Genomic DNA, 19,059 nt, shown 5'->3' with positions numbered 1-19,059 from the left:
GCAAGATGGTCGGCATGGCCATCACGCTGCCGATTGATGATGCTGCGAATGAGTACCTCACGCGCAGTCCGCTGGCGCTGCTGATCGGGATGACGCTGGATCAGCAGATTCCGCTGGAGAAGGCGTTCTCGTCGCCGTACGTGCTGGTGCGGCGGCTCGGGCACGAGCCAACGGCGCACGAGCTGGCCGAGTACGACCCGGAGCCGCTCATCCAGATCTTCGCCACGCCGCCCGCGCTGCACCGGTTTCCCAAGGCCATGGCCGGGCGGGTGCAGGAGGTGTGCCGGGTCCTCGCCGAGCGGTACGACGGGGACCCGGCCGGGCTCTGGGACGGCGTGGCCGACGGGCACGAGCTGCTGCGGCGGGTCCAGGGGCTGCCCGGGTTCGGCAAGCAGAAGGCGCAGATCTTCGTCGCGCTGCTCGGCAAGCAGTACGGTGTGCAGCCCGAGGGGTGGCGCGCCGCGGCCGGGGGCTACGGCGAGGAAGGGTCGCACCGCTCGGTCGCCGACATCGTCGACGGTCCCTCGCTGGCCAAGGTGAGGGAGTACAAGAAACAGATGAAGGCCGAGGCCAAAGCGGCCAAAAGCTGACCGATCGGCCCCGGCGGCCCACCCGCGAATCAGCTGACCAGCGGCGCGCCGGTCTCCAGGACGGTCTTCAGGCCGCTCACGATGCGCGACCACGCCTCGTCGCGCTCGCAGTCGGGGCGGTCCTCGAGGTCGTCGCAGGTCAGGGCGACCCGCGTCAGTGCCGGCTCGGGCTGCGTGATCTCCCAGGTGAGCCAGCAGTGTGGCTCCGGCTCGGGTCCGACGCCGGTCAGCAGGCTGTATATGAGGGTCTGACCCGGCGAGGCGTGCAGAATCTCGCCGTAGAGGGCATCCGGGACCGGGCCCTGGGCCGCGCGGAACTGGATCGGGGCGCCGGGCTGCCAGGTGGACTCGACGGCCAGGCCGAGGTAGTAGCGGCGGGTCAGCTCGGGCTCGGTGAGTGCGCGCCACACGCGATCGGGTGTGGCCGCGATGTACAGGGTGAACGTCCGGGTTCTCATGCTGGACAATCCTCCGGGCCGGGGCCGCCGGTGACTCGGGACGACCCCAAACCCGACAGTCGGGTTTCAACAAGGGAGAACGCCGCGTGGAAGACTTGATCAAGGAGCTGGAGGCCCAGGAGGCCCGGCTGCTGTTCGACCGGTTCGACAACGACGACGCCTGGGCGCTCGGGTGCCTGCTGGTGGAGACGGCCAAGGAGCGCTCGCTCGGCATCACGATCGACATCCGGCGGGGCGGCCAGCAGCTGTTCCACGCCGCGCTGGCCGGGACCGCGCCCGACAACGACCGGTGGATCGAGCGCAAGGTCCGGGTGGTGGAGCGGCTGCACAACTCGTCGTACCTGGTGGGGCGGCGGCTGGCGGCGCGGGACAAGGTGTTCGACGCGGCCTACGGGGTGGACCCGGCCGAGTACGCCACGCACGGGGGCGCGTTCCCGGTCCGCGTCCGCAATGTGGGCGTCGTCGGCGTCGTCACGGTGTCAGGTCTGCCGCAGGCCGACGATCATGCGCTGGTCGTGGAGGTGTTGGAGCGGTTCCTTGCCGCAGGGCAATAGCGGTGTCGTGAACCCGACGTCGACAGCGGCCCGGGGCGGCCCCACGATGCCGCGTGTGAATATTCGATTCGCACTCCCAGTCGCGTTACCGGGCCTGCTGCTCGCCGCGACCGCCTTGGCCGGCTGCGCCGACGAGGCCGAGCCGGTCACCTCCGCCCCGCCCGCGTCGACGAAGGCCGTCGTCCCCGTGAGCGAGGCGGCGAGCCCGGACAAGGCGCCGAGCAGCAAGGCCGCGTCCGGCGGCGCGGCCAGCGGGGCGGCCTCCGGCTGCCCGGTGACCGCCGCCGTGCTGGAAAAGGCGTTCAAGGCCAACAAGCAGGTCGCCGACGCCATCCTCCTGGGCAAGGGGTTCAAGGACGTCAGCTGCTACGGCGGCTGGGCCACGGCCACGGCGACGCCGGAGAACATGGATCAGGCGGTCGTGCTGTTCAAATACGACGCCGCGAAGAAGACGTGGGCCGCCGTCGTCGGCGGGACCGATGGCGTCTGCCGGGACCGGGTGCCGGACGACGTCGCGACACACCTCAAGGGTTGCCTGAACTAACCCGATCGAGTGTCGTAAATTGCCGGGGTGAGATACACACTCCTCGCTGTCTTCGCCGGAGCGGCCGTCACCCTCGCGGCCTGCTCCGGCGGGTCACCCCAGGGCCCGTCCACGCCGTATGTCCCGACGCCCGACCAGACGACACTCCTGCCGCAGAGCGGCCCGGCGCCGCTGAAGCCCGGCGCCAGCCCCCAGGCCGGCTGCCCCGTCGACAACGCCACCCTCGAGAAGGCCCTCGCCGCCGACCCCGCGATCGCCGCGGCCGTCCAGCTGGGCAAGGGGCTCACCGACATCAGCTGCGCCGCCGATTTCGCGACCGCGCACACGGAGGGTGACCGGGCGACGGTCCTCTTCCGCTTCGACGGCGCCCAGAAGATGTGGGTGGCGGTCTCCGGCGCGGCCAAGAACAGCTGCGAGTCCGTGCCCACCGACGTCCGCAAACAGCTCAAGAACTGCGCATAGGAACCTGGTCAAAATCCGTGCTTTGTGGTCATATTGCTCATGGAACGTGAAGCACTGCTCCGGCTCCTCGGTGAGGAGCCGGGAGCGGCCTTCGAAGCGTGCCGGGACGCGATCCAGGCCGGTGCCGAATACGTCGTGTGGGATCACACCCTGCCCGCCGACCAGCTCGCGCGCAGCTACCTGCGGCGCGCCCAGCACATGGCCCGGATCGGCACGCCGATGCTCGGCTCGGCCGAGGCGATCGACGTCCTGCAGACCGCCGGTGACCGGCCGCTGCGCGTCGGTGAGGCGAAGATCGAGAATCCGCCGACCCACTTTCAGCTCTTCCTGACCGCGGACGCGACCCGGGTGCTGGCCTGCATAGGCATCGATCAACGCTGACGTACCAGGATGGCGGTGTGGACGCACTGCTTGACAGCTCCGACCTGACCCGCCTGCGCGAGGCCCTCGGCACCGCGGGATACACCGCCTCCGGAATCCGAGCCCGTCTCGGCGAGGACGCCGCGGCCGCTACCGCGCGCAACGACTTCCGGGCCGCGCTGCGCATCACCCAGGAGGGCGGCGGGCGGCTCGACACCCTGATCCGGCTCTTCATCTGCGGGCAGACGGAGCCGCTCGACCGGGTCGCGGCCGCGCTCGCCCCGCTCCCCCTCGACGCGGCGGTCCCGCTGCTCGAGGCCGACGGTGCGGGCGTCCGCGCGGCGGTCGAGCTGGAGCCGTACGGCGACTGGTGGGTCGTGGCCGACCTGTCCGCCGGGATGCGCCCGGGCCGGCCGCTCCCGGGCGATCACGTGCTCGGCATCGGCGGCGCCTCGAGCACCCTGGCCGCCGCGACCGTGCGCCACCCCGTCGGGACCGCGCTCGACCTCGGCACCGGGTGCGGCGTGCAGGCCCTGCACCTGTCGACGCACGCGCGGCAGGTGACAGCCACCGACGTACTGCCGCGGGCCCTTCGCTTCGCCGCCACGACCGCCGCGCTCAACGGCCTCGAGTGGGAGCTCCTCGAGGGCGACCTCACGCGCCCGGTCGCGGGGCGGCGCTTCGACCTCGTCGTGAGCAATCCGCCGTTCGTGGCCGGGCCCGGCACCACCGCGCACACCTACCGCGACTCCGGCCGCCCGGGCGACGCGGTCTGCGCCGAGCTCGTCGCGGCCGCGCCGGCGCTGCTGGCCGACGGCGGGCACATGCAGTTTCTGGCCAACTGGCTGCACGTCTCCGGCGAGGACTGGCGCGAGCGGGTCAACGACTGGCTGGCCGGCACCGGCCTCGACGCGTGGGTGATCCAGCGCGAGGTCTCCGACCCTCTCGCGTATGTCAACCTGTGGCTGGCCGACGCCTCCGAGGACGCGGCGCGGCAGCCGGGGCTGGCCGCGGCCTGGCTCGACTGGTTCGACGCGCAGAAGGTCGACGGGGTCGGGTTCGGGCTGATCACGCTGCGCGCGGGCGGGCACGCCGACCCCACGGTGCGCATCGAGGACCTCCGGCACACCGTCGGCGGCGACCTCGGCCCGCTGATCTCGGACTGGTTCTCGCGGCAGGACTTCCTGCGGGGCGCCGATCTGCTGCGCACCCGGTTCCGGGCCGCGCCCGGGCTGACGCTGCGCCAGGAGGCCACCATGGGGGCGGAGGGCTGGGAGGTCGGGTCGCAGCAGCTAGCCCTGCCCGACGGCCTGCGCTGGGTCGAGGAGGTCGACCCGGTCGCGCTGACGCTCGTCGGCGCCTGCGACGGCTCGGTCGCGCTGCAGGACCAGGTGGATCTCCTCGCGGTCGCCCACGAAGTGCCGGCGCCGGTGCTCGCGGAGGTCGCCGTGCCGCTCGTCTCGCACCTGGTCGAGCGGGGGATCCTGCTGCCGTGCGCGCCCTAGTCCAGACGGTCTCGCGCGCATCGGTCACCGTGGACGGCACGGTCGTCGGCTCGATCGCCGACGGCCTGCTGGTGCTCGTCGGGGTGACCCACACCGATACCTCCGACACCGCCGAAACGCTTGCCCGCAAGGTGTACGAGCTGCGGATCCTCGACGACGAGAAGTCGGCCGCCGACGTCGGCGCGCCGCTGCTCGTCGTCTCGCAGTTCACCCTCTACGGCGACGCCCGCAAAGGCCGGCGCCCGACCTGGATCGCGGCCGCGCGCCCGGAGGCGGCGGAGCCCCTGATCGAGCACTTCTGCTCCGCGCTGCGAAACCGGGGCGCAGCCGTCGAAACCGGGCGATTCCGCACCCACATGCTGGTGGAGAGCGTGAACGTGGGACCGCGGACCGTATTGCTGGAGATCTGAGACTCACGGATTCGTGCCACGGCTCCGCCGCCTCACCGCCACTTCACGCCCGCTCAGCGAAGCTACTTCTCGCAAGGATGATCGCGCCACTTGTCAATCCACACGGGAGGCGAGCGAAGTGGCCCAGCCGCTGAGTGAGAACACGGAAATCAGTGCCGTCGACATTGAGGCCGACGAGCAGCAGGAGCAGGAGCACGCGCTCGACAACACGGGCGTCTCAGCGGATCTGGTTCGCGCGTACCTCAACACGATCGGCCGCACCAAGCTGCTCACCGCCGAGCAGGAGGTCGACCTCTCGAAGAAGATCGAGGCGGGCCTGTACGCCGAGGAGAAGCTCGCCACCGGCATGGTCCACCCGGCGTGGATGAACACCTACGAGGTGGTGGTCCGCGAGGGCCGCGCCGCGAAGGCCCACCTCCTGGAGGCCAACCTCCGGCTGGTCGTGAGCATCGCGAAGCGGTACACGGGCCGCGGCATGGCGTTCCTGGACCTCATCCAGGAAGGCAACCTGGGCCTCATCCGCGCGGTCGAGAAGTTCGACTACACCAAGGGCTACAAGTTCTCCACCTACGCCACCTGGTGGATCCGCCAGGCCATCACCCGCGCCATGGCCGACCAGGCCCGCACCATCCGCATCCCGGTGCACATGGTCGAGCAGGTCAACCGCATGGTCCGGGCCCGCCGCGACCTGTCCGCATCGCTCGGGCGCGAGCCGGTGGTCGCCGAGATCGCCGCCGCCCTGGGTGTCGAGGAGTACCAGGTCATCGAGCTGATCTCGTACGACCGCGAGCCGGTCAGCCTGGACCAGGCCGTCGGCGAGGACGGCGAGAGCGCCCTGGGCGACTTCGTGGCCCGGATCGACCCGCGCGAGGAGCCGGCCGACAGCGTCTCGGCGGGCATGCTCCGCTCCGAGGTCGAGATCGTCCTCTCCACGCTGTCCCAGCGCGAGCAGGCGGTCATCCGCCTCCGCTTCGGCCTCGACGACGGCCGCCAGCGCACCCTCGACGAGGTCGGCCGCGAGTTCGGCCTCTCCCGCGAGCGCATCCGCCAGATCGAGAAGGTGACGCTGCTGAAGCTGCGCCACCCGTCGCGGGCGAAGCGCCTCGAGGCGTACGCCTCGTAACGAGCACGACCGAGCGCGGCCCCTGCTGCTACAAGCGGCGGGGGCCGCTGTCGGGTCGGGGCTGGTGCGGGGCGAACTCGGCGCTCGCGTGCAGGACGGCCAGGCCCGACGGGCGGGCCAGGACCGGGTTGAGGGTCAGCGAGGACAGCAGCGGCTGCTCGTCCACCAGCCGGCCGACCCGCAGGAGCAGGCCGGCCAGGGCGTCCAGGTCGACCGGGTCGGCGCCGCGGTAGCCGGTGAGCAGCGGGGCGGCCCGGGGTGCGCGGACCAGGGCGGCGGCGTCGCGGTCGGTCAGGGGCACGGGGCGCCACGCGCGGTCGCCCAGCAGGTCGGCCGCCTCGCCGCCGAGGCCGAAGCCGACGACGGGGCCGAACGACGGGTCGTCGACGACCTCGACGACGCAGGCGACGCCCGGGGCGACCATCGACTGCACCACGACCTCGACGCCGCGGCCGAACAGGCGCTCCAGCTCCTGGTACGCCTCGGCCACCGCGTCCGGGGACGTCAGGTTGAGCCGGACCGCGCCCAGGTCGATCCGGTGCCGCCACGGCTTCGTGGCCACCTTCAGCGCGACCGGCAGCCCCATCAGCCGGGCCACGTCGACGACGCGGTCGCCGGCGGCCCACCGGCTGGGCACGACCGGGATGCCGTAGGCGGCCAGCAGCTCGTCGGCCTGGCCCCGGTCCTCCGCGTCCGCGCCCGCCAGCCGGGCCGCGACCTCGCTCCCGCGCGCCGTGTCCACGTCGGGCAGCTCCGGCAGCGCGCCGACCGGCTCCCGGCGCCAGGCGGCGTAGCGGGCCACGCGACCGAGCGCGCGCACCGCCTCCTCGATCGCCGGGAACATCGGCAGCGCGGCCGGGTCGTCGTCGCCGTAGCCCGGGGCGACAGTGAACGACGGGTCGGCCGGCATGACCACTGCGAGGGGGCGCGGGGCACCGGCCGTCGACACCCGCAGCAGCTCGGCCACGCCCAGCTGGTCCCCCTCGGCCAGCGCGGGCGCGTACGCCGCGATCACCGCGTCCACCGACTCGTCGTCGAGCGCCGCGTGCACCGCCCGCACGAAGTCGACGTCGTTCACTGAAGGACCGAGGTCGCGGGGGTACCCGTCCGCGATCCGCAGCCCCGCGGCCGGTGCCTTGGCAACCGTCAGCACCCCCAGCGCGGCCGCGTTGGTGACGACGGCGACCCGGTCACCGGTCGGCAGCGGGCGCCCGGCGATCAGCAGCCCGACGTCGAAGAGCTCGGCCACCGTGTCGACCCGGATGACGCCGGAGTTGGCGAAGAGCGCCGCCACCCCGCGCGCGTCCGGGCCCACCGTGACGGCGTCGAGCGCGGGTGGGCGGACCGGGCTGGCCACGGCGGCCACCGGCTTGCGGCGGGCCAGCTCCCGCGCGATGCGGGCGAACTTGCGCGGGTTGCCGAACGTCTCCAGGTACAGCAGGACGGCGTCGGTGTGCGGGTCCTCCCGCCAGTACTGCAGCGCGTCGTTGCCGGAGACGTCGGCCCGGTTGCCGGCCGAGATGAACGTCGACAGGCCCAGCCCGCGGCGGTCGGCCTCGGCCAGCAGCGCCGTGCCCAGGGCGGCCGACTGCGAGAAGAACCCCACCCGCCCGGCGCGGGGCAGCAGCGGGGCCAGGGTGGCGTTGAGCCGGATGCCGGGATCGGTGTTGGCCACCCCGAGGCAGTTGGGCCCGACCAGGCGCATGCCGTGATCGCGCACCGCCCGCAGCAGCGCGGCCTGCGCCAGTGCGCCCGCGGGGCCGGACTCGGCGAAGCCGGCCGACACGATGACGAGGCCGTGCACGCCCGCCGCGGCGCAGTCGGCGACGACCGCGGGCACCGACTCCACGGGTACCGCGATCACCGCGAGATCGGCACCCGCAGTACCCCCCAGGCTTGGCACTGCCGGAAGGCCGCCCACGACGGTGGCCGACGGGTGGACCGGGATCAGCTCTCCGGCGAAGCCGGCGCCCTTGAGGTGGGCCAGGAGGGCGGCGCCGACCCCCGTGCCACGCGCCCGCGCGCCGAACACGGCCACCTTCTTGGGGTTGAGCAGCCGGGCGATCGAACGCGCTTCCGCGCGCTGTTCCCGGGCCTGCTGCACGCGCAGGGAGTCGGGGGTGGTCTTGATCGGGAACCACAGGTGCACGACGCCGTCGGCGAACGCGCGCTCGATGTGGAAGCCGGCCGCCATGAACACGCGGAGCATCGCCTGGTTGACCGGCAGGACGTCGGCCTCGAACTCGGTGATGCCCTCGGTGCTCGCCGCCGCCACCAGGTGCTCGATCAGGACCGAGCCGATGCCGCGGCCCTGGTGGGCGTCCTCGACGACGAACGCGACCTCGGCCTGGTGCGAGCCCTGACCCAGCCGGTCGTACCGCCCCACCGCGATCAGCTCGCCGGCGTGCTCGACGACGAACGCCTCCCGGTCGTGGTGGTCGACGTTCACGAAGCGGTCGAGATCGCGCTGCGGGATGCGGGGATACGCGGAGAAGTACCGGAGGTAGCGCGTGCGCTCCGAGAACCGGGAGTGCAGCGCCACGATCCGGTCCGCGTCCTGGGGCCGGATCGGTCGCAAGTGGACAGTGGTGCCGTCCGCGAGCAGCACATCCGCGGCCCGTGTGGCCGAAACGTCGTTCACCCGCATAGTCTCCACCCGTCTGGGTTACGGTGTCAGCCATGATGCTCACCCCGGCCGAGGTGCAGGCGCTGCGGTTCGCTCGAGCGCCGTTCGGCAAGCGCGGGTATGACGAGGACGAGGTCGACCAGTTCCTCGACGTGGTCGCGCAGACGCTCATCGCGTTGCAGGACGAGATCGCCATGTTGCGGCTCGCCGCATCGCCGGACGCCGCCTACGGTACGTCACCCGCGGCCGAGTCCCAGATGCTCGCCGAACTCGACCGCATCAAGCAGCGCCTGACCCGTCTCGAGGCCGCGGTCCAGCACTAGTCCCGCGGCCCGGCGGCTTGCATCAGTCCCGCGCGGGTCATGAGGTCCATGGCCTTCAGTCCCGCGGGTCGTGGGGGTCGAGGCCGAAGAACGGGTACGCCGCGCGGCGGGTCGCCATGATCGTGCGGTCGACCGCGTCCGGGGACTCGCCCGGCACCCACGCGTCGTAGCCCGCGTCGCCGCCGTCGGACATCGTCTGCGGCACCGGCGCGCCCGGGCGGCGGCGCGCGGCCAGGTCCCGCCACTCGGCCGGGGTCGGTGTCGCGCCGTCGAGCGCCTCGCCGGTCATCACCGCCATGAGGTGGGTCCAGGCCCGGGGCACGCACTCGACGAGCGCGTAGCCGCCGCCCCCGCTCGCCACCCACTTGCCGTCCGCGACCTCGTCGGCCAGGTCGCGCAGCGCGAGGTAGGCCGCGCGCTGCCCGTCGACCGTGAGCTGGAGGTTGGCCAGGGGGTCGTGGCGGTACGTGTCCGCGCCGCACTGCGTGAACAGCAGCTGCGGCTGGAAGGCCCGCAGCACGCCGGGCACCACCGCGTGGAACGCCCGCAGCCACGCGCGGTCGTCGGTGCCGGGCGGCAGCGCCACGTTGACCGCCGAGCCGGGCGCACCCGGGCCGCCGGTCTCGTCCGGGAAGCCGGTGCCGGGGAACAGGGTGCGCGGTGACTCGTGAAGGCTGACCGTGAGCACTCGCGGGTCGTCCCAGAACACCTCCTGGACGCCGTCGCCGTGGTGGACGTCGATGTCGACGTACGCCACCCGCTGCGCCCCGAGCTCGAGCACCCGCTTGATCGCGACGGCCGGGTCGTTGTACACGCAGAAGCCCGACGCGCGGTCCGGCATCGCGTGGTGCAGGCCGCCGGAGATGCTGACCGCCCGCGCGGACGCGCCCGTCCACACCGCCTCCGCCGCCCGCCGGGTCGCGCCGGTGATGAGCGCGCTCGCGTCGTGCATGCCGACGAACGTGGGGTTGTCGGTGGTGCCGAGGCCCATGATCCCGATGCGGCGGCCGGTCGAGGCGGCCTTGACCACCGCGATGTAGTCGGGGTCGTGGACGGTCTCCAGCATGGCGTCGGTGGCCGGCTCCGCGGGCTCGATCGTGACGCCCGGCCGGTCCAGGACGCCGAGGCGGCGCGCAAGGTCCATGGTCAGCTCGACGCGGACCGGGTCCAAGGGATGATCTCCCATGTCGTACCGCAGCAGCCGCTCGTCCCACACCACCAATGTGCTCATGCTTCCCCCGTCGCGATCGGGCGGCTCGGATCGGTGATCCAGTGGCTCCAGGAGCCGACGTAGAGGGCCGTCGCCGCTCCCTGGAGGACGAGCTGGGCGGCGGTGACGCCGGAGCCGCAGTAGGCGCCGACCTCGTGGCCCGGTGCTTCGGCGGGTCTCAGCAGCCCGTGTTCGTCGACCGTCTCCGCCGCGGGCCGGTTGTGTGCTCCCGGAATGTGCCCGGCCCTGGCGTCCACGGGCTCGATCTCGCCCCGGTAGCGGGCGGAGATCCGGGCGTCCAGCAGCGTGTTGCGGGGGTCGCTCGCCTCCACCTCGGTCCAGACCGGCATGCCGCCCGGCCTGACCGTTATGTCACCTTCGTCGACATCCGGGACCTCAGTGGTGACCGTTTGTCCGGATTCGACCCACGCTTGGTAACCGCCGTCGAGAACGCGGACGTTCTCGATTCCCGCCCAGCGCAGCGTCCACCAGGCCCGCGCGGCGGCCCCGGTAGGATTGGCGCCGCCTGCGTCGTACACCACCACCGGGTGGCCGGCGCGGACCCCAAGTCTCCGCAGCGCGTCCTCCAGCGCGGCGGGATCGGGCAGCGGATGGCGCCCACCGGCGCCCGGCGGCCCACAGAGGTCTTCGTCGAGATCGGCGAAGACCGCGCCAGGCAGATGTCCGGCCGTGTATGCGGCCCGGCCGTCCTTCGCAAGGGTCCAGCGCACATCGAGAAGAGTCGGCGGTTGGGCGGACCGCACCAGCTCGGCGAGAGCGGCGACGTTCAAGATCGCCCGGTTGGCTGTCACCTCCCAATCTTGTCGTACGCAGCGAGTACCATCGCGTACCGGGAGGGCAGGGGCAGTGAATGACCTAGTCGACACCACCGAGATGTACTTGAAGACGATCCTCGAGCTCGAAGAGGAGGGCGTCGTACCGAAACGCGCCCGCATCGCCGAGCGGCTGCACCAGAGCGGCCCCACCGTCAGCCAGACCGTCGCCCGCATGGAGCGCGACGGCCTGCTCATTGTGGAGGGCGATCGCCACCTGGCCCTGACCGACCAGGGCCGCGAGCACGCGGTCGCGGTCATGCGCAAGCACCGCCTGGCCGAGCTGCTCCTGGTGAACGTCATCGGCCTGCCGTACGAGGAGGCCCACGAGGAGGCGTGCCGCTGGGAGCACGTCATGAGCGACGCCGTCGAGCAGCGCGTCTACGAACTGCTCGGCCGGCCGACCCGCTCGCCCTACGGCAACCCGATCCCCGGCCTCGACACCCTCCAGGGCGGCGAGCCCGACGAGGTGGCCGACCCGGAGCGCAACCTGGCGTTCCCGGGCCTGGCCGGCTCGGTGGTCGTGAGCCGCATCTGCGAATCCGTCCAGACCGACGCCGACGTGCTCCGCCAACTCCACACGGCCGGCATCGACCCGGGTGCCACCGTGACCGTCGCCCAGGAGCGCGACGGCGTCTCGATCGACCGTGAGGGCGAGCGCATCCGGCTCCCGCGCGAGGTCGCGTCCCGGGTCTTCGTCGCCGCGGCATAGCACCATGGACTTCCTTTCGGCGGGCGCCTCCTGTGCAGGGTCGGCGCCCGCCGGTGCGTGCGCCCCGTCCGCCGACGCCGCCGGGCTCTGCTCCGTGGAGGACGTCCTTGATCGGATCGGCTCCAAGTGGAGCGTGTGCATCCTGGTCGCGGCGGCGTCCGGCCCGATCCGCTTCTCCGCCCTCGAGCGGGCCATCCCCGGCATCAGCCGGCGCATGCTGACCCTGACGCTGCGCAATCTCGAGCGCGACGGGCTGCTGGTGCGCACGAGCTATCCGACGGTGCCGCCGCGGGTGGAGTACTCGATGACGCCGATGGCCGTCGAGCTCCAGGCCGCCCTGCTGACCCTCACCACCTGGGCCCGCCGGCACCAGGCCGACATCGCCGCTGCCCGGGCCCGCTACGACGAGCGCACCCCCGGGTGATTCGCGGATTTTTATCGATCGGGCCGATGCCGCAGTGATTTCGGTGCTTAGTCTGAGATGGTGGGTTTTGACCGGGCTTTCACGGACGAGTACCTCGAAAAAGCCCAGTGGGCGCTGGCCGACGACGGCGACCCCACACCCGCGCTGGACCTGATCGCCGGCACCGAGGACGCCGACCGCCGCGAGCACGCCGTGGCCGTCCTGGGCCCCGCCGGCGCCCTGCGGATCGAGCTGCTGCGCGGCATGGCGGCCCGGCAGGCGTACCGCCCGGAGCGCTGGCTCCTGCTCGGAGCCTCCCTCTCGGCCGCCGCGTGGGCCGTGCGCGAGGACAACCACGCCACCCCGGTCGCCACCGAGCGCCTGGTCCAGGAGCAGCAGGCCCTGGTGGCCGAGGCGCGCACCGCACTGCGCCAGGCCGCCGCCCTGTCCCGCGACGATCCGGTCCCCTGGAGCGAGCTGACAGGCGCCGTCATCTGCGCTCCGCAGCACAGGACCGAAACCGCCGACGTGTTCAAGCGGGCCTGCGTCCTGGCCCCCGACCTGTACGCGGCCCACACCCGCCACCTGACCGCCCTGACCCACCGCTGGTACGGCACCCAGGACAAGGTGCTGGCGTTCGCCCGCACCCGAACCGCCGACCGTCCCGACGGCCACCCGCTGCACGCGCTTGTCGCGCTGGCACACCTCGAGGGCTACGTCGACGGCCTCCTGCGGGGTACCGTCGTCGGCCGCTTCTGGCGCGCCTGGCGCTACTTCGCCGACTCGACGGTCCGCCGCGAGACCGACACCGCCGCCGCCCGCCTCCTGGCCGGCCACGCGGCCTACGCCACCCACCCGTGGACGATCCCGGCCCACCAGGCGTTCGCCGCCCTCTACCACCAGGCCGGCGACCCCGCCGCCGCCCGCCCCCACCTGGCCCTCTCCGGCCGCCACCCGACGACCTGGCCCTGGCGCTACTTCGGCGACCCGGAAACGCAGTTCACGACAGCCCGCGCCACAGCCGGCCTGTGATCCCGGGCAGCCGGCCACGCCGCCGGACACACGGCCCGGCTCGGTGTTCCGGGGCGGCTCGGTGTTCCGGCCCGGCCGGGTTCGTGCGCCGCCGCCGGCTCTACAGGCTGCTCAAATCGATGAGCTTCGCCAGCTCGACCATCTTCGGCCCGGACGCCGCGGCCTTGTCGTCGGCGGTTCCCGCGGGCAGGTGCAGCGAGAGCGTGATGATGCGCTTGTTGCCGGCCAGCCAGCCGATCTGGACGCCGGGGCCGGACTTGTCGGCGGGCGGGGTCTGGAGCTGGTACGCGACAGCGCCGAGGCCCGGCACGGCCTGCGCGCCCGAGGGCTGGATGGTGGTGGTGAAGACGTCGGCGGCGATGGTGGTCGTGGTGATGGCGAGCACCAGGTCCGGGTACCCGCCGCTGGACGGCTCCAGGACGCAGGTGAACGAGTTGTCCATCGACGCGCCCGCGGCCACAGAGAGCTGCAGGCCCAGCTTCGCATTGACCGTCGCGAAGTCGAGGAGCTGACAGGCACCGCCCGCGGCGGCGGCCGGGGCGGTCGACGGCGGGGTGGACGGGCTCGCGCCGGCGTCGTCGCACGCGGCGACGAGCATGGCCGAGAGGGCAACGACGGCGAGCAGCACCCTTCGCACGCGGGCACCTTACAACGGCAGGCGCGCGGTGATGTACTTGGCGATCTCCAGCGAGCTGGTCGCGGCCGGCGACGGGGCGTTGAGGACGTGGACCTGGTGACCCTCGGTCACGATCAGGAAGTCGTCGACGAGGTCGCCGGCCGGCGTGATCGCCTGCGCGCGGACGCCCGCCTCGGCCGGGACCAGATCGGCCGCGGTGACCTCGGGGACAAGACGGGCCAGGCTCTCGGCGAATCGGCGCTTCGACAGGGAGCGGCGGACCTCAGTGACCCCGTACCGCAGGTGCTTGCGGGCCAGCTGCCACAGCCCGCTGTACACGGCGACCTCGGCGACGTCGCGCGGGCGGATGCGGCCCCACGAGTACCCCTCCCGCGCCAGGGCCAGCACCGCGTTCGGGCCCGCGTGGACGCTCCCGTCGATCATCTTGGTCAGGTGGACGCCCAGGAACGGGAACTGCGGGTCCGGCACCGGATAGATCAGGCCGTTGACGAGGTGCCGGCGGTCGGGGCGCAGCTCGAAGTACTCGCCACGGAACGGGATGATGCGGGCCGGCGGCTGGATGCCGGCCAGCCGGGCGACCCGGTCGGCGTGCAGGCCCGCGCAGTTCACGAGAACGTCGGCGGTGATGTCGCCGGTCGTCGTGCGCACCACGACCTCCCGCGCGCCCGAGCGGATGCCGGTCACGGCGGTGTTGAGGCGCATCACGGCCCCGGCCTCGGCCGCGAGCTCGGCCAGCTTCGCGCAGACGGCCTTGTAGTCCACGATCCCGGTGGACGCGACGTGGATGCCCTCGACGCAGGCGACGTGCGGCTCGTACTCCCGAGCCTCCGCCTGGCTCACCTTCCGCACCGGCAACCCGTTCGCGACCGAGCGCTCGAACAGGGCGTGCAGCCGCGGACGCTCGGACGCGTCGGTGGCGACGATGAGCTTGCCGGTGACCTTGTGGGCGATGCCGTGCTTGTCGCAGAACTCGACAATCGAGGCGCTCCCGGCCTTACAGAGCGTGGCCTTCAAGCTACCCGGCTTGTAGTACACCCCGGCGTGGATCACCCCCGAGTTGTGCCCGGTCTGGTGCGCGCCCCACCCGCTCTCCTTCTCCACGACCGTGACCCGGGCATCCGGCCGGTCCTGGACCAGCCGATGCGCAACCGCCAGTCCGACGATGCCCCCACCGATGACGACGTACCGCACGCGGGCTCCTCAGCTACTCGTCTCTGATCGCGCCATCCTAGGGTCTCCAGGTGGCGTGCTAGCGTGACCGACCGTGAGTGGGGTGGCGATGGACGACGGGACGGCGACCTCCGCGGCGCCGGCGAAACCGGCCCGCCCCTGGCGCGCCCGGCTGGTGCTGGCGGTGCGCATCCTCGCGGCGGTGGCGATCGCATACTTCATCGTCGCCACGACCGTCCAGCAGTGGTCGTCGGTCTCGGCGACGTTCCGCAGCCTGTCCTGGCCGTCGCTGGCCGCCTCGCTGGCGTGCGCGGTCGCGTGCCTGTGGGCCACGATGATGGCCTGGCGGGCGATGGTGGGCAACCTGGACCACCCGCTGCGCATCCGCGACGCCGCGCCCATCCAGCTGATCGGCGCGCTGGGGAAGTACCTGCCGGGGACGGTCTGGGCGTACGTCGTCCAGATGGAGCTGGGCCGTCGCGTCGGCGTCTCCCGGGCCAAGGTCTTCATCGGCTCGGCCGTGGTCACCGGCCTGGGCGTGACGGTCGGCCTGATCCTGACCGCCCCGGGCTTCGGCGTGGCCTTCGACGGCGCGGACGCGTCCGAGCACCGCACGTTCGCCAAAATCGCCGTCTGGTGCGCGGTCATACTCCTGCCGCTCGGCCTGGCGTGCTGCTACCCGCCGCTGCTGACGTATCTGGTGAGCCGGGCGATGCGCATCCTGCGCCGCCCCGCCCTGGACCGCCCCATCACCTGGAAGCCGGTCCTGGTCAGCAGCGCCTGGTGCGCCGTGGGCTACGTCACGGCCGGCCTGCACATCTGGTTCCTGGTCCGGGCCCACCTCCCGGGCCTGCACGGCATCGTCGGCTCGGTCTTCGCCATGGCCCTGGCGATGAGCATCAGCACGTTCGTCATCGTCGCCCCCTCGGGCCTGGGGGCCCGCGAGTTCCTGATGGGCATCGCCCTGGCCGGCCTGGGCATCCCGTGGCCGACCGCCTGGGCCCTGACGCTCGTCTCCCGCCTCCTGTTCACCCTGGCCGACGTGGCCGCCGCGGGCGTCTCGGCCGCCGTGGGCCTCCGCCGGATCCGCAACTCGACCACCTGACCGGGCCCGATGCGCCGGGCCGCGCACCGGCACCGGCCCTTCAACCGGGCACCGGCAAGGGCCCCTCAACCGCCGATCGCGCCGGCGCCGATCGCCGCTTCCGCGCGGACGAGGGACAGGAAGGCCGCGACGACTGACGGGACGGTGCGGCCGGCGAGGGTGGCGGCCACGACGAGGCGGGGTGGGACCTCGGCCGGGTCCAGCGGGAGGAGCACCACGTCGCGGGGGGCGATCCGGGCGGCGAACGCGGGGACAAGCGTCACCCCCAGGCCGGCGGCCACGAAGCCGAGCTTGGCCGTCCACTCCTGCACCACGAAGTCGATGCGCGGGCGGTAGCCGAGGCGGGCGCTCGCGGCCAGCAGCGTCTCCTCCGGGCGCGCCGCCCCCGCCACCCATGACGCATCGGCCAGCTCCTCCAGCCGCACCACTCGACCGGCGCCGGCGGCGTCCGCCAACGCCCCGTCCGCCATCGGCGCCGATACCGGCCCGGTGAACGCATCCGCGCGGTCGCCGGCGTGCAGGGACGCGTCCGCGCGGACGTCGGCGTGCAAGGACGCATCCGCGCGGGCATCAGCGTGCGAGGACGCGTCCGCGCGGGCGTCGGCGTGGTGCGGCACCGAACGGGCCAGCGGATGGGCGGCCGGCACGGCCAGCAGCAGCGGCTCGGCCGCGACGTGGTGGACCTCGAAGCGGTCGTCGGTGAACGGGCGGTCGGCCGTTGAGCTGACCAGCACCACGTCCGCGTCGTCGACAAGCAGGGACGCCAGCAGACGGCTGGTCAGGCCCTCGATCAGCGCGATCTCCACGTCCGGGTGCGACGCGCGGAAGCGGGCAAGTGCTCGCGGTACGAGTGCCGCATCGGCAGTGGCGAAGGCGCCGACGCGCAGGCGGCCGATGAGGGCGTCGGTGACCGCGCGCACCTCGCGGCGGGCGGCGGTCAGGCGGTCCAGGACGGCTGTCGCGTGCTCCAGGAGGCAGCGGCCCTCGGAGGTGAGCGCCACGCCCCGTGGGAGGCGGTCGAAGAGCGGGGCTCCGAACTCGGCCTCCAGAGCGGCCATCTGACGGGAGACGGCCGACTGGGTGTACCGCAGCGTCGCGGCCGCGCCAGTGATGGAGCGCTGACGGGCCACCTCGCGGAACACCTCGAGCATTTCGGTCTGCACGCGTCCGACATTCGCACACGACATGGCAACCATGCCAGACATTCGCTGGTGACATCCGATCGGAAACCCTAGCGTCACGATCATGGTGATTCTGGACAGCCCACGGAGCGTGGTCCGGCCCGCGGGCCCTTATTCGCACGTCGCGCGCGTCGACACCGGCGACGTGGCGCTGCTGTTCCTGGCCGGGCAGATCGCGGCCGACGAGGACGGCGCGGTCGTGCACCCGGGGGACATGGAGGCGCAGGCGCGGTACATCTTCGACGTGATCCACGGCATCCTGGCCGCGCACGGGGGCGGCTTCGAGCACGTGGCGCACATCCGGACGTTCGTGACCGACCTCGGGCTGCTGCCGCAGTACGGCAAGGTCCGGCGCGAGCTGTTCCCCGAGCCCGCCCCGGCGAGCACGACAGTCGAGATCGCCCGGCTGTTCCGCGCGGGCGCGCTGCTCGAGGTCGAGGTGACGGCGGCGGTACCGGTCCGCGCACGGGGTTGACGAAACCCTTACATCGGGCCGCGGGTAGTGCTTACCCGCGGCCCGCACCATTGGCGCCATGAGACGAACGCTCGCCATCGCGCTGGCCGTCGGCGTGCTGCTGCTCGGCGGATGCGCCAGGGGGCGCCATCAGCCCGCCGAAACGCCCGCGCCCGCACCGGCGCAGACCACCACCACGGTGGGTCCGAGCGCCGACGACCTGCTCGACCAGGTCGGACAGGACCTCGCGAAGGACGCCCAGACCCCGGAGGACGACGACTGATGAACCGCATGACCCGCACCGCCCTGGCGGCCGCCGTCGCCGTCGCCGCGGCCCTGACACTGGCCGCGCCCGCGCAGGCCGCGCCCACCCTCGACTCGGCCAAGCAGGCCGTCGACGCGCGGATCGACAAGCGGCTGGCCGCACTCAAGCAGTACGACAGCACGATCGCCGACGCCAAGCAGCTCACGGCGGCCCACAAGGACACGCTCACGAAGCTCGTCGCCGACCAGCGGGCCGGCCTGACCGCCCTGAAGACCAAGGTGGACGGCGAGACGACGGCGGCGGCGCTGCGCACGGACGCGCAGAGCATGGTCAACGACTACCGCGTGTTCCTGCTGACCGGGCCGAAGGTACGCCTGACCGCGGCCATCGACACCGAACTCGCCGTGGCGGCGAAGATGGCGGACAAGCAGCCGGGCGCGGACGCGGTCAAGCAGGCCCTCACCGGGCAGGCCGACAAACTGCTCGCCGTGCGCCCGGGCGCGGACGCGGACGCGATCAAGTCCGCGGTCACCCCGATCCGCGACGCCGCGAAGAAGGCGCACACCGACCTGAAGGCGCTACGGAAGAGCAAGAAGTGAGATGAGCCCGGCCGGCGTGGGGGTGAAGCCGCACGCTTCCACATAGAACTTCGTGAGGTGGGGTTCGAAGTCCACGTGGAGCCAGCGGCATCCGGTGGTCCTGGCGTGCTCGGCGGCCAGGGCCACCAGCCGTGCTCCCGCGCCACCGCGGCGGTAGGCGGCCGCGACCATCGTGTCGAGCACGAACGCGTGCTCGCCGCCGTCCCACGCGACGTTCACGAACCCGACGAGCTCCGCCCCGTCCCGGCCAGTGACCCAGCCGAGGCTGTGGGCGTTGACCTGGGCCCACCAGTCGCGGGCGGCTCCGGGTCCGCCGAATGCCGATGCGTGAAGCGCGGAGAGCTCCGCCGAGCCGAAAGCCCCGCGCCAGACAACCGAAATCCCCATCGCGCAAACAGTAGTGGTCGATGCTTCAGCGCCAGCGCGGGCCGCTCGACCAGGTGCCACGAGGCGGCGGCGACGAGCAGCGCCAGCGGCAGGCACACCGTGATGTACGGGAGCAG

24 protein-coding genes are annotated in these 19,059 nt (G+C 72.7%); 16 read left to right on the top strand and 8 right to left on the bottom strand.

All coding sequences use genetic code 11. The annotated features are described in order from the left end of the window. The first annotated feature begins 14 nt into the window (after nt 1-14). The gene (locus Dvina_RS09065; protein ID WP_223101964.1) at nt 15-590 is read left to right on the top strand and encodes an HhH-GPD-type base excision DNA repair protein; all 576 of its coding nucleotides are present in this window, start codon (nt 15-17) and stop codon (nt 588-590) included. 29 nt (nt 591-619) lie between these two features. Here Dvina_RS09065 and Dvina_RS09060 read toward each other — a convergent pair whose 3' ends face one another. Continuing rightward, nucleotides 620-1,048, bottom strand: a complete 429-nt coding sequence (locus Dvina_RS09060) for an SRPBCC domain-containing protein (protein ID WP_223101963.1) — start codon at nt 1,046-1,048, stop codon at nt 620-622. An 86-nt stretch (nt 1,049-1,134) separates the two neighbouring features. Between Dvina_RS09060 and Dvina_RS09055 the strand changes: the two genes are divergently transcribed. The 7 genes from Dvina_RS09055 to sigB all read left to right on the top strand — a co-directional run bounded on the left by Dvina_RS09055 (nt 1,135) and on the right by sigB (nt 6,006). Beyond that, nucleotides 1,135-1,602 (top strand): heme-degrading domain-containing protein, encoded by a 468-nt coding sequence (locus tag Dvina_RS09055; protein WP_223101962.1) that lies wholly within the window; start codon nt 1,135-1,137, stop codon nt 1,600-1,602. A gap of 55 nt (nt 1,603-1,657) precedes the next feature. Next, nucleotides 1,658-2,146, top strand: a complete 489-nt coding sequence (locus tag Dvina_RS09050) for a hypothetical protein (RefSeq protein WP_223101961.1) — start codon at nt 1,658-1,660, stop codon at nt 2,144-2,146. Nucleotides 2,147-2,173: 27 nt separating this feature from the next. Further along, a complete protein-coding gene (locus Dvina_RS09045; RefSeq protein WP_223101960.1) occupies nt 2,174-2,608 on the top strand; it encodes a hypothetical protein in 435 nt (144 codons plus the stop codon). A gap of 39 nt (nt 2,609-2,647) precedes the next feature. Further along, complete coding sequence (locus Dvina_RS09040) at nt 2,648-2,989, top strand: hypothetical protein (protein WP_223101959.1); 342 nt, start codon at nt 2,648-2,650, stop codon at nt 2,987-2,989. Between the two features lie 17 nt (nt 2,990-3,006). Then, nucleotides 3,007-4,473, top strand: coding sequence for a DUF7782 domain-containing protein (locus tag Dvina_RS09035; RefSeq protein WP_223101958.1), 1,467 nt, complete (start codon nt 3,007-3,009; stop codon nt 4,471-4,473). Then, entirely contained in the window at nt 4,461-4,883 is a 423-nt protein-coding gene (gene dtd, locus Dvina_RS09030) for a D-aminoacyl-tRNA deacylase (RefSeq protein WP_223101957.1), read from the top strand. The genes Dvina_RS09035 and dtd overlap by 13 nt, the downstream gene beginning before the upstream one ends. A gap of 148 nt (nt 4,884-5,031) precedes the next feature. Further along, complete coding sequence (gene sigB / locus Dvina_RS09025; protein ID WP_379993006.1) at nt 5,032-6,006, top strand: RNA polymerase sigma factor SigB; 975 nt, start codon at nt 5,032-5,034, stop codon at nt 6,004-6,006. Between the two features lie 28 nt (nt 6,007-6,034). On the opposite strand, the gene Dvina_RS09020 is transcribed toward sigB, so the two are convergent. After that, nucleotides 6,035-8,647, bottom strand: coding sequence for a bifunctional acetate--CoA ligase family protein/GNAT family N-acetyltransferase (locus tag Dvina_RS09020; RefSeq protein WP_246656113.1), 2,613 nt, complete (start codon nt 8,645-8,647; stop codon nt 6,035-6,037). Nucleotides 8,648-8,685: 38 nt separating this feature from the next. Here Dvina_RS09020 and Dvina_RS55110 point away from each other — a divergent pair, with 38 nt between their 5' ends. After that, nucleotides 8,686-8,955: a DivIVA domain-containing protein gene (locus Dvina_RS55110; protein WP_223101955.1), complete on the top strand. Its 270-nt coding sequence runs from the start codon at nt 8,686-8,688 to the stop codon at nt 8,953-8,955. Nucleotides 8,956-9,010: 55 nt separating this feature from the next. On the opposite strand, the gene Dvina_RS09010 is transcribed toward Dvina_RS55110, so the two are convergent. Beyond that, nucleotides 9,011-10,186, bottom strand: coding sequence for an acetoin utilization protein AcuC (locus Dvina_RS09010; protein ID WP_223101954.1), 1,176 nt, complete (start codon nt 10,184-10,186; stop codon nt 9,011-9,013). After that, nucleotides 10,183-10,977, bottom strand: coding sequence for a sulfurtransferase (locus Dvina_RS09005; protein WP_380027113.1), 795 nt, complete (start codon nt 10,975-10,977; stop codon nt 10,183-10,185). The genes Dvina_RS09010 and Dvina_RS09005 overlap by 4 nt, the downstream gene beginning before the upstream one ends. Before the next feature lie 82 nt (nt 10,978-11,059). Here Dvina_RS09005 and Dvina_RS09000 point away from each other — a divergent pair, with 82 nt between their 5' ends. Genes Dvina_RS09000 through Dvina_RS08990 form a run of 3 tightly spaced genes read left to right on the top strand, consistent with a single transcriptional unit; the run spans nt 11,060 to nt 13,145 of the window. After that, nucleotides 11,060-11,710 carry an iron-dependent transcriptional repressor DtxR gene (locus Dvina_RS09000; RefSeq protein WP_281428412.1) on the top strand — a complete coding sequence of 217 codons (651 nt, stop codon included), beginning with the start codon at nt 11,060-11,062 and terminating at the stop codon, nt 11,708-11,710. 4 nt (nt 11,711-11,714) lie between these two features. Next, on the top strand, nt 11,715-12,134 hold the full coding sequence (locus Dvina_RS08995) for a winged helix-turn-helix transcriptional regulator (RefSeq protein WP_223101951.1): 420 nt from the start codon (nt 11,715-11,717) through the stop codon (nt 12,132-12,134). Nucleotides 12,135-12,191: 57 nt separating this feature from the next. Beyond that, nucleotides 12,192-13,145: a tetratricopeptide repeat protein gene (locus tag Dvina_RS08990; protein WP_223101950.1), complete on the top strand. Its 954-nt coding sequence runs from the start codon at nt 12,192-12,194 to the stop codon at nt 13,143-13,145. A gap of 100 nt (nt 13,146-13,245) precedes the next feature. On the opposite strand, the gene Dvina_RS08985 is transcribed toward Dvina_RS08990, so the two are convergent. Beyond that, nucleotides 13,246-13,782: a hypothetical protein gene (locus tag Dvina_RS08985; RefSeq protein WP_223101949.1), complete on the bottom strand. Its 537-nt coding sequence runs from the start codon at nt 13,780-13,782 to the stop codon at nt 13,246-13,248. Between the two features lie 9 nt (nt 13,783-13,791). Beyond that, nucleotides 13,792-14,973: an L-2-hydroxyglutarate oxidase gene (lhgO, locus tag Dvina_RS08980; protein WP_223101948.1), complete on the bottom strand. Its 1,182-nt coding sequence runs from the start codon at nt 14,971-14,973 to the stop codon at nt 13,792-13,794. Nucleotides 14,974-15,046: 73 nt separating this feature from the next. Here lhgO and Dvina_RS08975 point away from each other — a divergent pair, with 73 nt between their 5' ends. After that, a complete protein-coding gene (locus Dvina_RS08975; RefSeq protein ID WP_223101947.1) occupies nt 15,047-16,057 on the top strand; it encodes a lysylphosphatidylglycerol synthase transmembrane domain-containing protein in 1,011 nt (336 codons plus the stop codon). 65 nt (nt 16,058-16,122) lie between these two features. On the opposite strand, the gene Dvina_RS08970 is transcribed toward Dvina_RS08975, so the two are convergent. After that, nucleotides 16,123-17,220, bottom strand: a complete 1,098-nt coding sequence (locus Dvina_RS08970) for a LysR family transcriptional regulator (protein WP_223101946.1) — start codon at nt 17,218-17,220, stop codon at nt 16,123-16,125. Between the two features lie 82 nt (nt 17,221-17,302). Between Dvina_RS08970 and Dvina_RS08965 the strand changes: the two genes are divergently transcribed. The 3 genes from Dvina_RS08965 to Dvina_RS08955 are packed head-to-tail and all read left to right on the top strand — an operon-like array spanning nt 17,303 to nt 18,556. Next, nucleotides 17,303-17,713, top strand: coding sequence for a RidA family protein (locus tag Dvina_RS08965; RefSeq protein WP_223101945.1), 411 nt, complete (start codon nt 17,303-17,305; stop codon nt 17,711-17,713). A 58-nt stretch (nt 17,714-17,771) separates the two neighbouring features. Then, a complete protein-coding gene (locus Dvina_RS08960; protein WP_223101944.1) occupies nt 17,772-17,975 on the top strand; it encodes a hypothetical protein in 204 nt (67 codons plus the stop codon). After that, entirely contained in the window at nt 17,975-18,556 is a 582-nt protein-coding gene (locus tag Dvina_RS08955; protein ID WP_223101943.1) for a hypothetical protein, read from the top strand. Before Dvina_RS08960 ends, Dvina_RS08955 begins: the two co-directional genes overlap by 1 nt. Here the strand turns inward: Dvina_RS08955 and Dvina_RS08950 are convergent. Continuing rightward, nucleotides 18,536-18,943: a GNAT family N-acetyltransferase gene (locus Dvina_RS08950; protein ID WP_223101942.1), complete on the bottom strand. Its 408-nt coding sequence runs from the start codon at nt 18,941-18,943 to the stop codon at nt 18,536-18,538. The two genes, Dvina_RS08955 and Dvina_RS08950, sit on opposite strands and share 21 nt — an antisense overlap. Between the last annotated feature and the right edge of the window lie 116 nt (nt 18,944-19,059).

This window comes from Dactylosporangium vinaceum, from assembly GCF_019904175.1.
Lineage (GTDB): Bacteria > Actinomycetota > Actinomycetes > Mycobacteriales > Micromonosporaceae > Dactylosporangium > Dactylosporangium vinaceum.
The sequence above is the reverse complement of the archived record's forward strand: the minus strand, read 5'-3'. Positions and strand labels throughout refer to the sequence as shown.

What these genes read in the sequence shown, in the direction of transcription:
- Dvina_RS09065 (WP_223101964.1), top strand. Translation starts at nt 15, where the DNA reads ATGGCCATCACGCTGCCGATTGATGATGCTGCGAATGAGTACCTCACG.
- Dvina_RS09060 (WP_223101963.1), bottom strand. Translation starts at nt 1,048, where the DNA reads ATGAGAACCCGGACGTTCACCCTGTACATCGCGGCCACACCCGATCGC.
- Dvina_RS09040 (WP_223101959.1), top strand. Translation starts at nt 2,648, where the DNA reads ATGGAACGTGAAGCACTGCTCCGGCTCCTCGGTGAGGAGCCGGGAGCG.
- Dvina_RS55110 (WP_223101955.1), top strand. Translation starts at nt 8,686, where the DNA reads ATGATGCTCACCCCGGCCGAGGTGCAGGCGCTGCGGTTCGCTCGAGCG.
- Dvina_RS09010 (WP_223101954.1), bottom strand. Translation starts at nt 10,186, where the DNA reads ATGAGCACATTGGTGGTGTGGGACGAGCGGCTGCTGCGGTACGACATG.
- Dvina_RS09000 (WP_281428412.1), top strand. Translation starts at nt 11,060, where the DNA reads ATGTACTTGAAGACGATCCTCGAGCTCGAAGAGGAGGGCGTCGTACCG.
- Dvina_RS08995 (WP_223101951.1), top strand. Translation starts at nt 11,715, where the DNA reads ATGGACTTCCTTTCGGCGGGCGCCTCCTGTGCAGGGTCGGCGCCCGCC.
- Dvina_RS08990 (WP_223101950.1), top strand. Translation starts at nt 12,192, where the DNA reads ATGGTGGGTTTTGACCGGGCTTTCACGGACGAGTACCTCGAAAAAGCC.
- Dvina_RS08965 (WP_223101945.1), top strand. Translation starts at nt 17,303, where the DNA reads ATGGTGATTCTGGACAGCCCACGGAGCGTGGTCCGGCCCGCGGGCCCT.
- Dvina_RS08960 (WP_223101944.1), top strand. Translation starts at nt 17,772, where the DNA reads ATGAGACGAACGCTCGCCATCGCGCTGGCCGTCGGCGTGCTGCTGCTC.
- Dvina_RS08955 (WP_223101943.1), top strand. Translation starts at nt 17,975, where the DNA reads ATGAACCGCATGACCCGCACCGCCCTGGCGGCCGCCGTCGCCGTCGCC.
- Dvina_RS08950 (WP_223101942.1), bottom strand. Translation starts at nt 18,943, where the DNA reads ATGGGGATTTCGGTTGTCTGGCGCGGGGCTTTCGGCTCGGCGGAGCTC.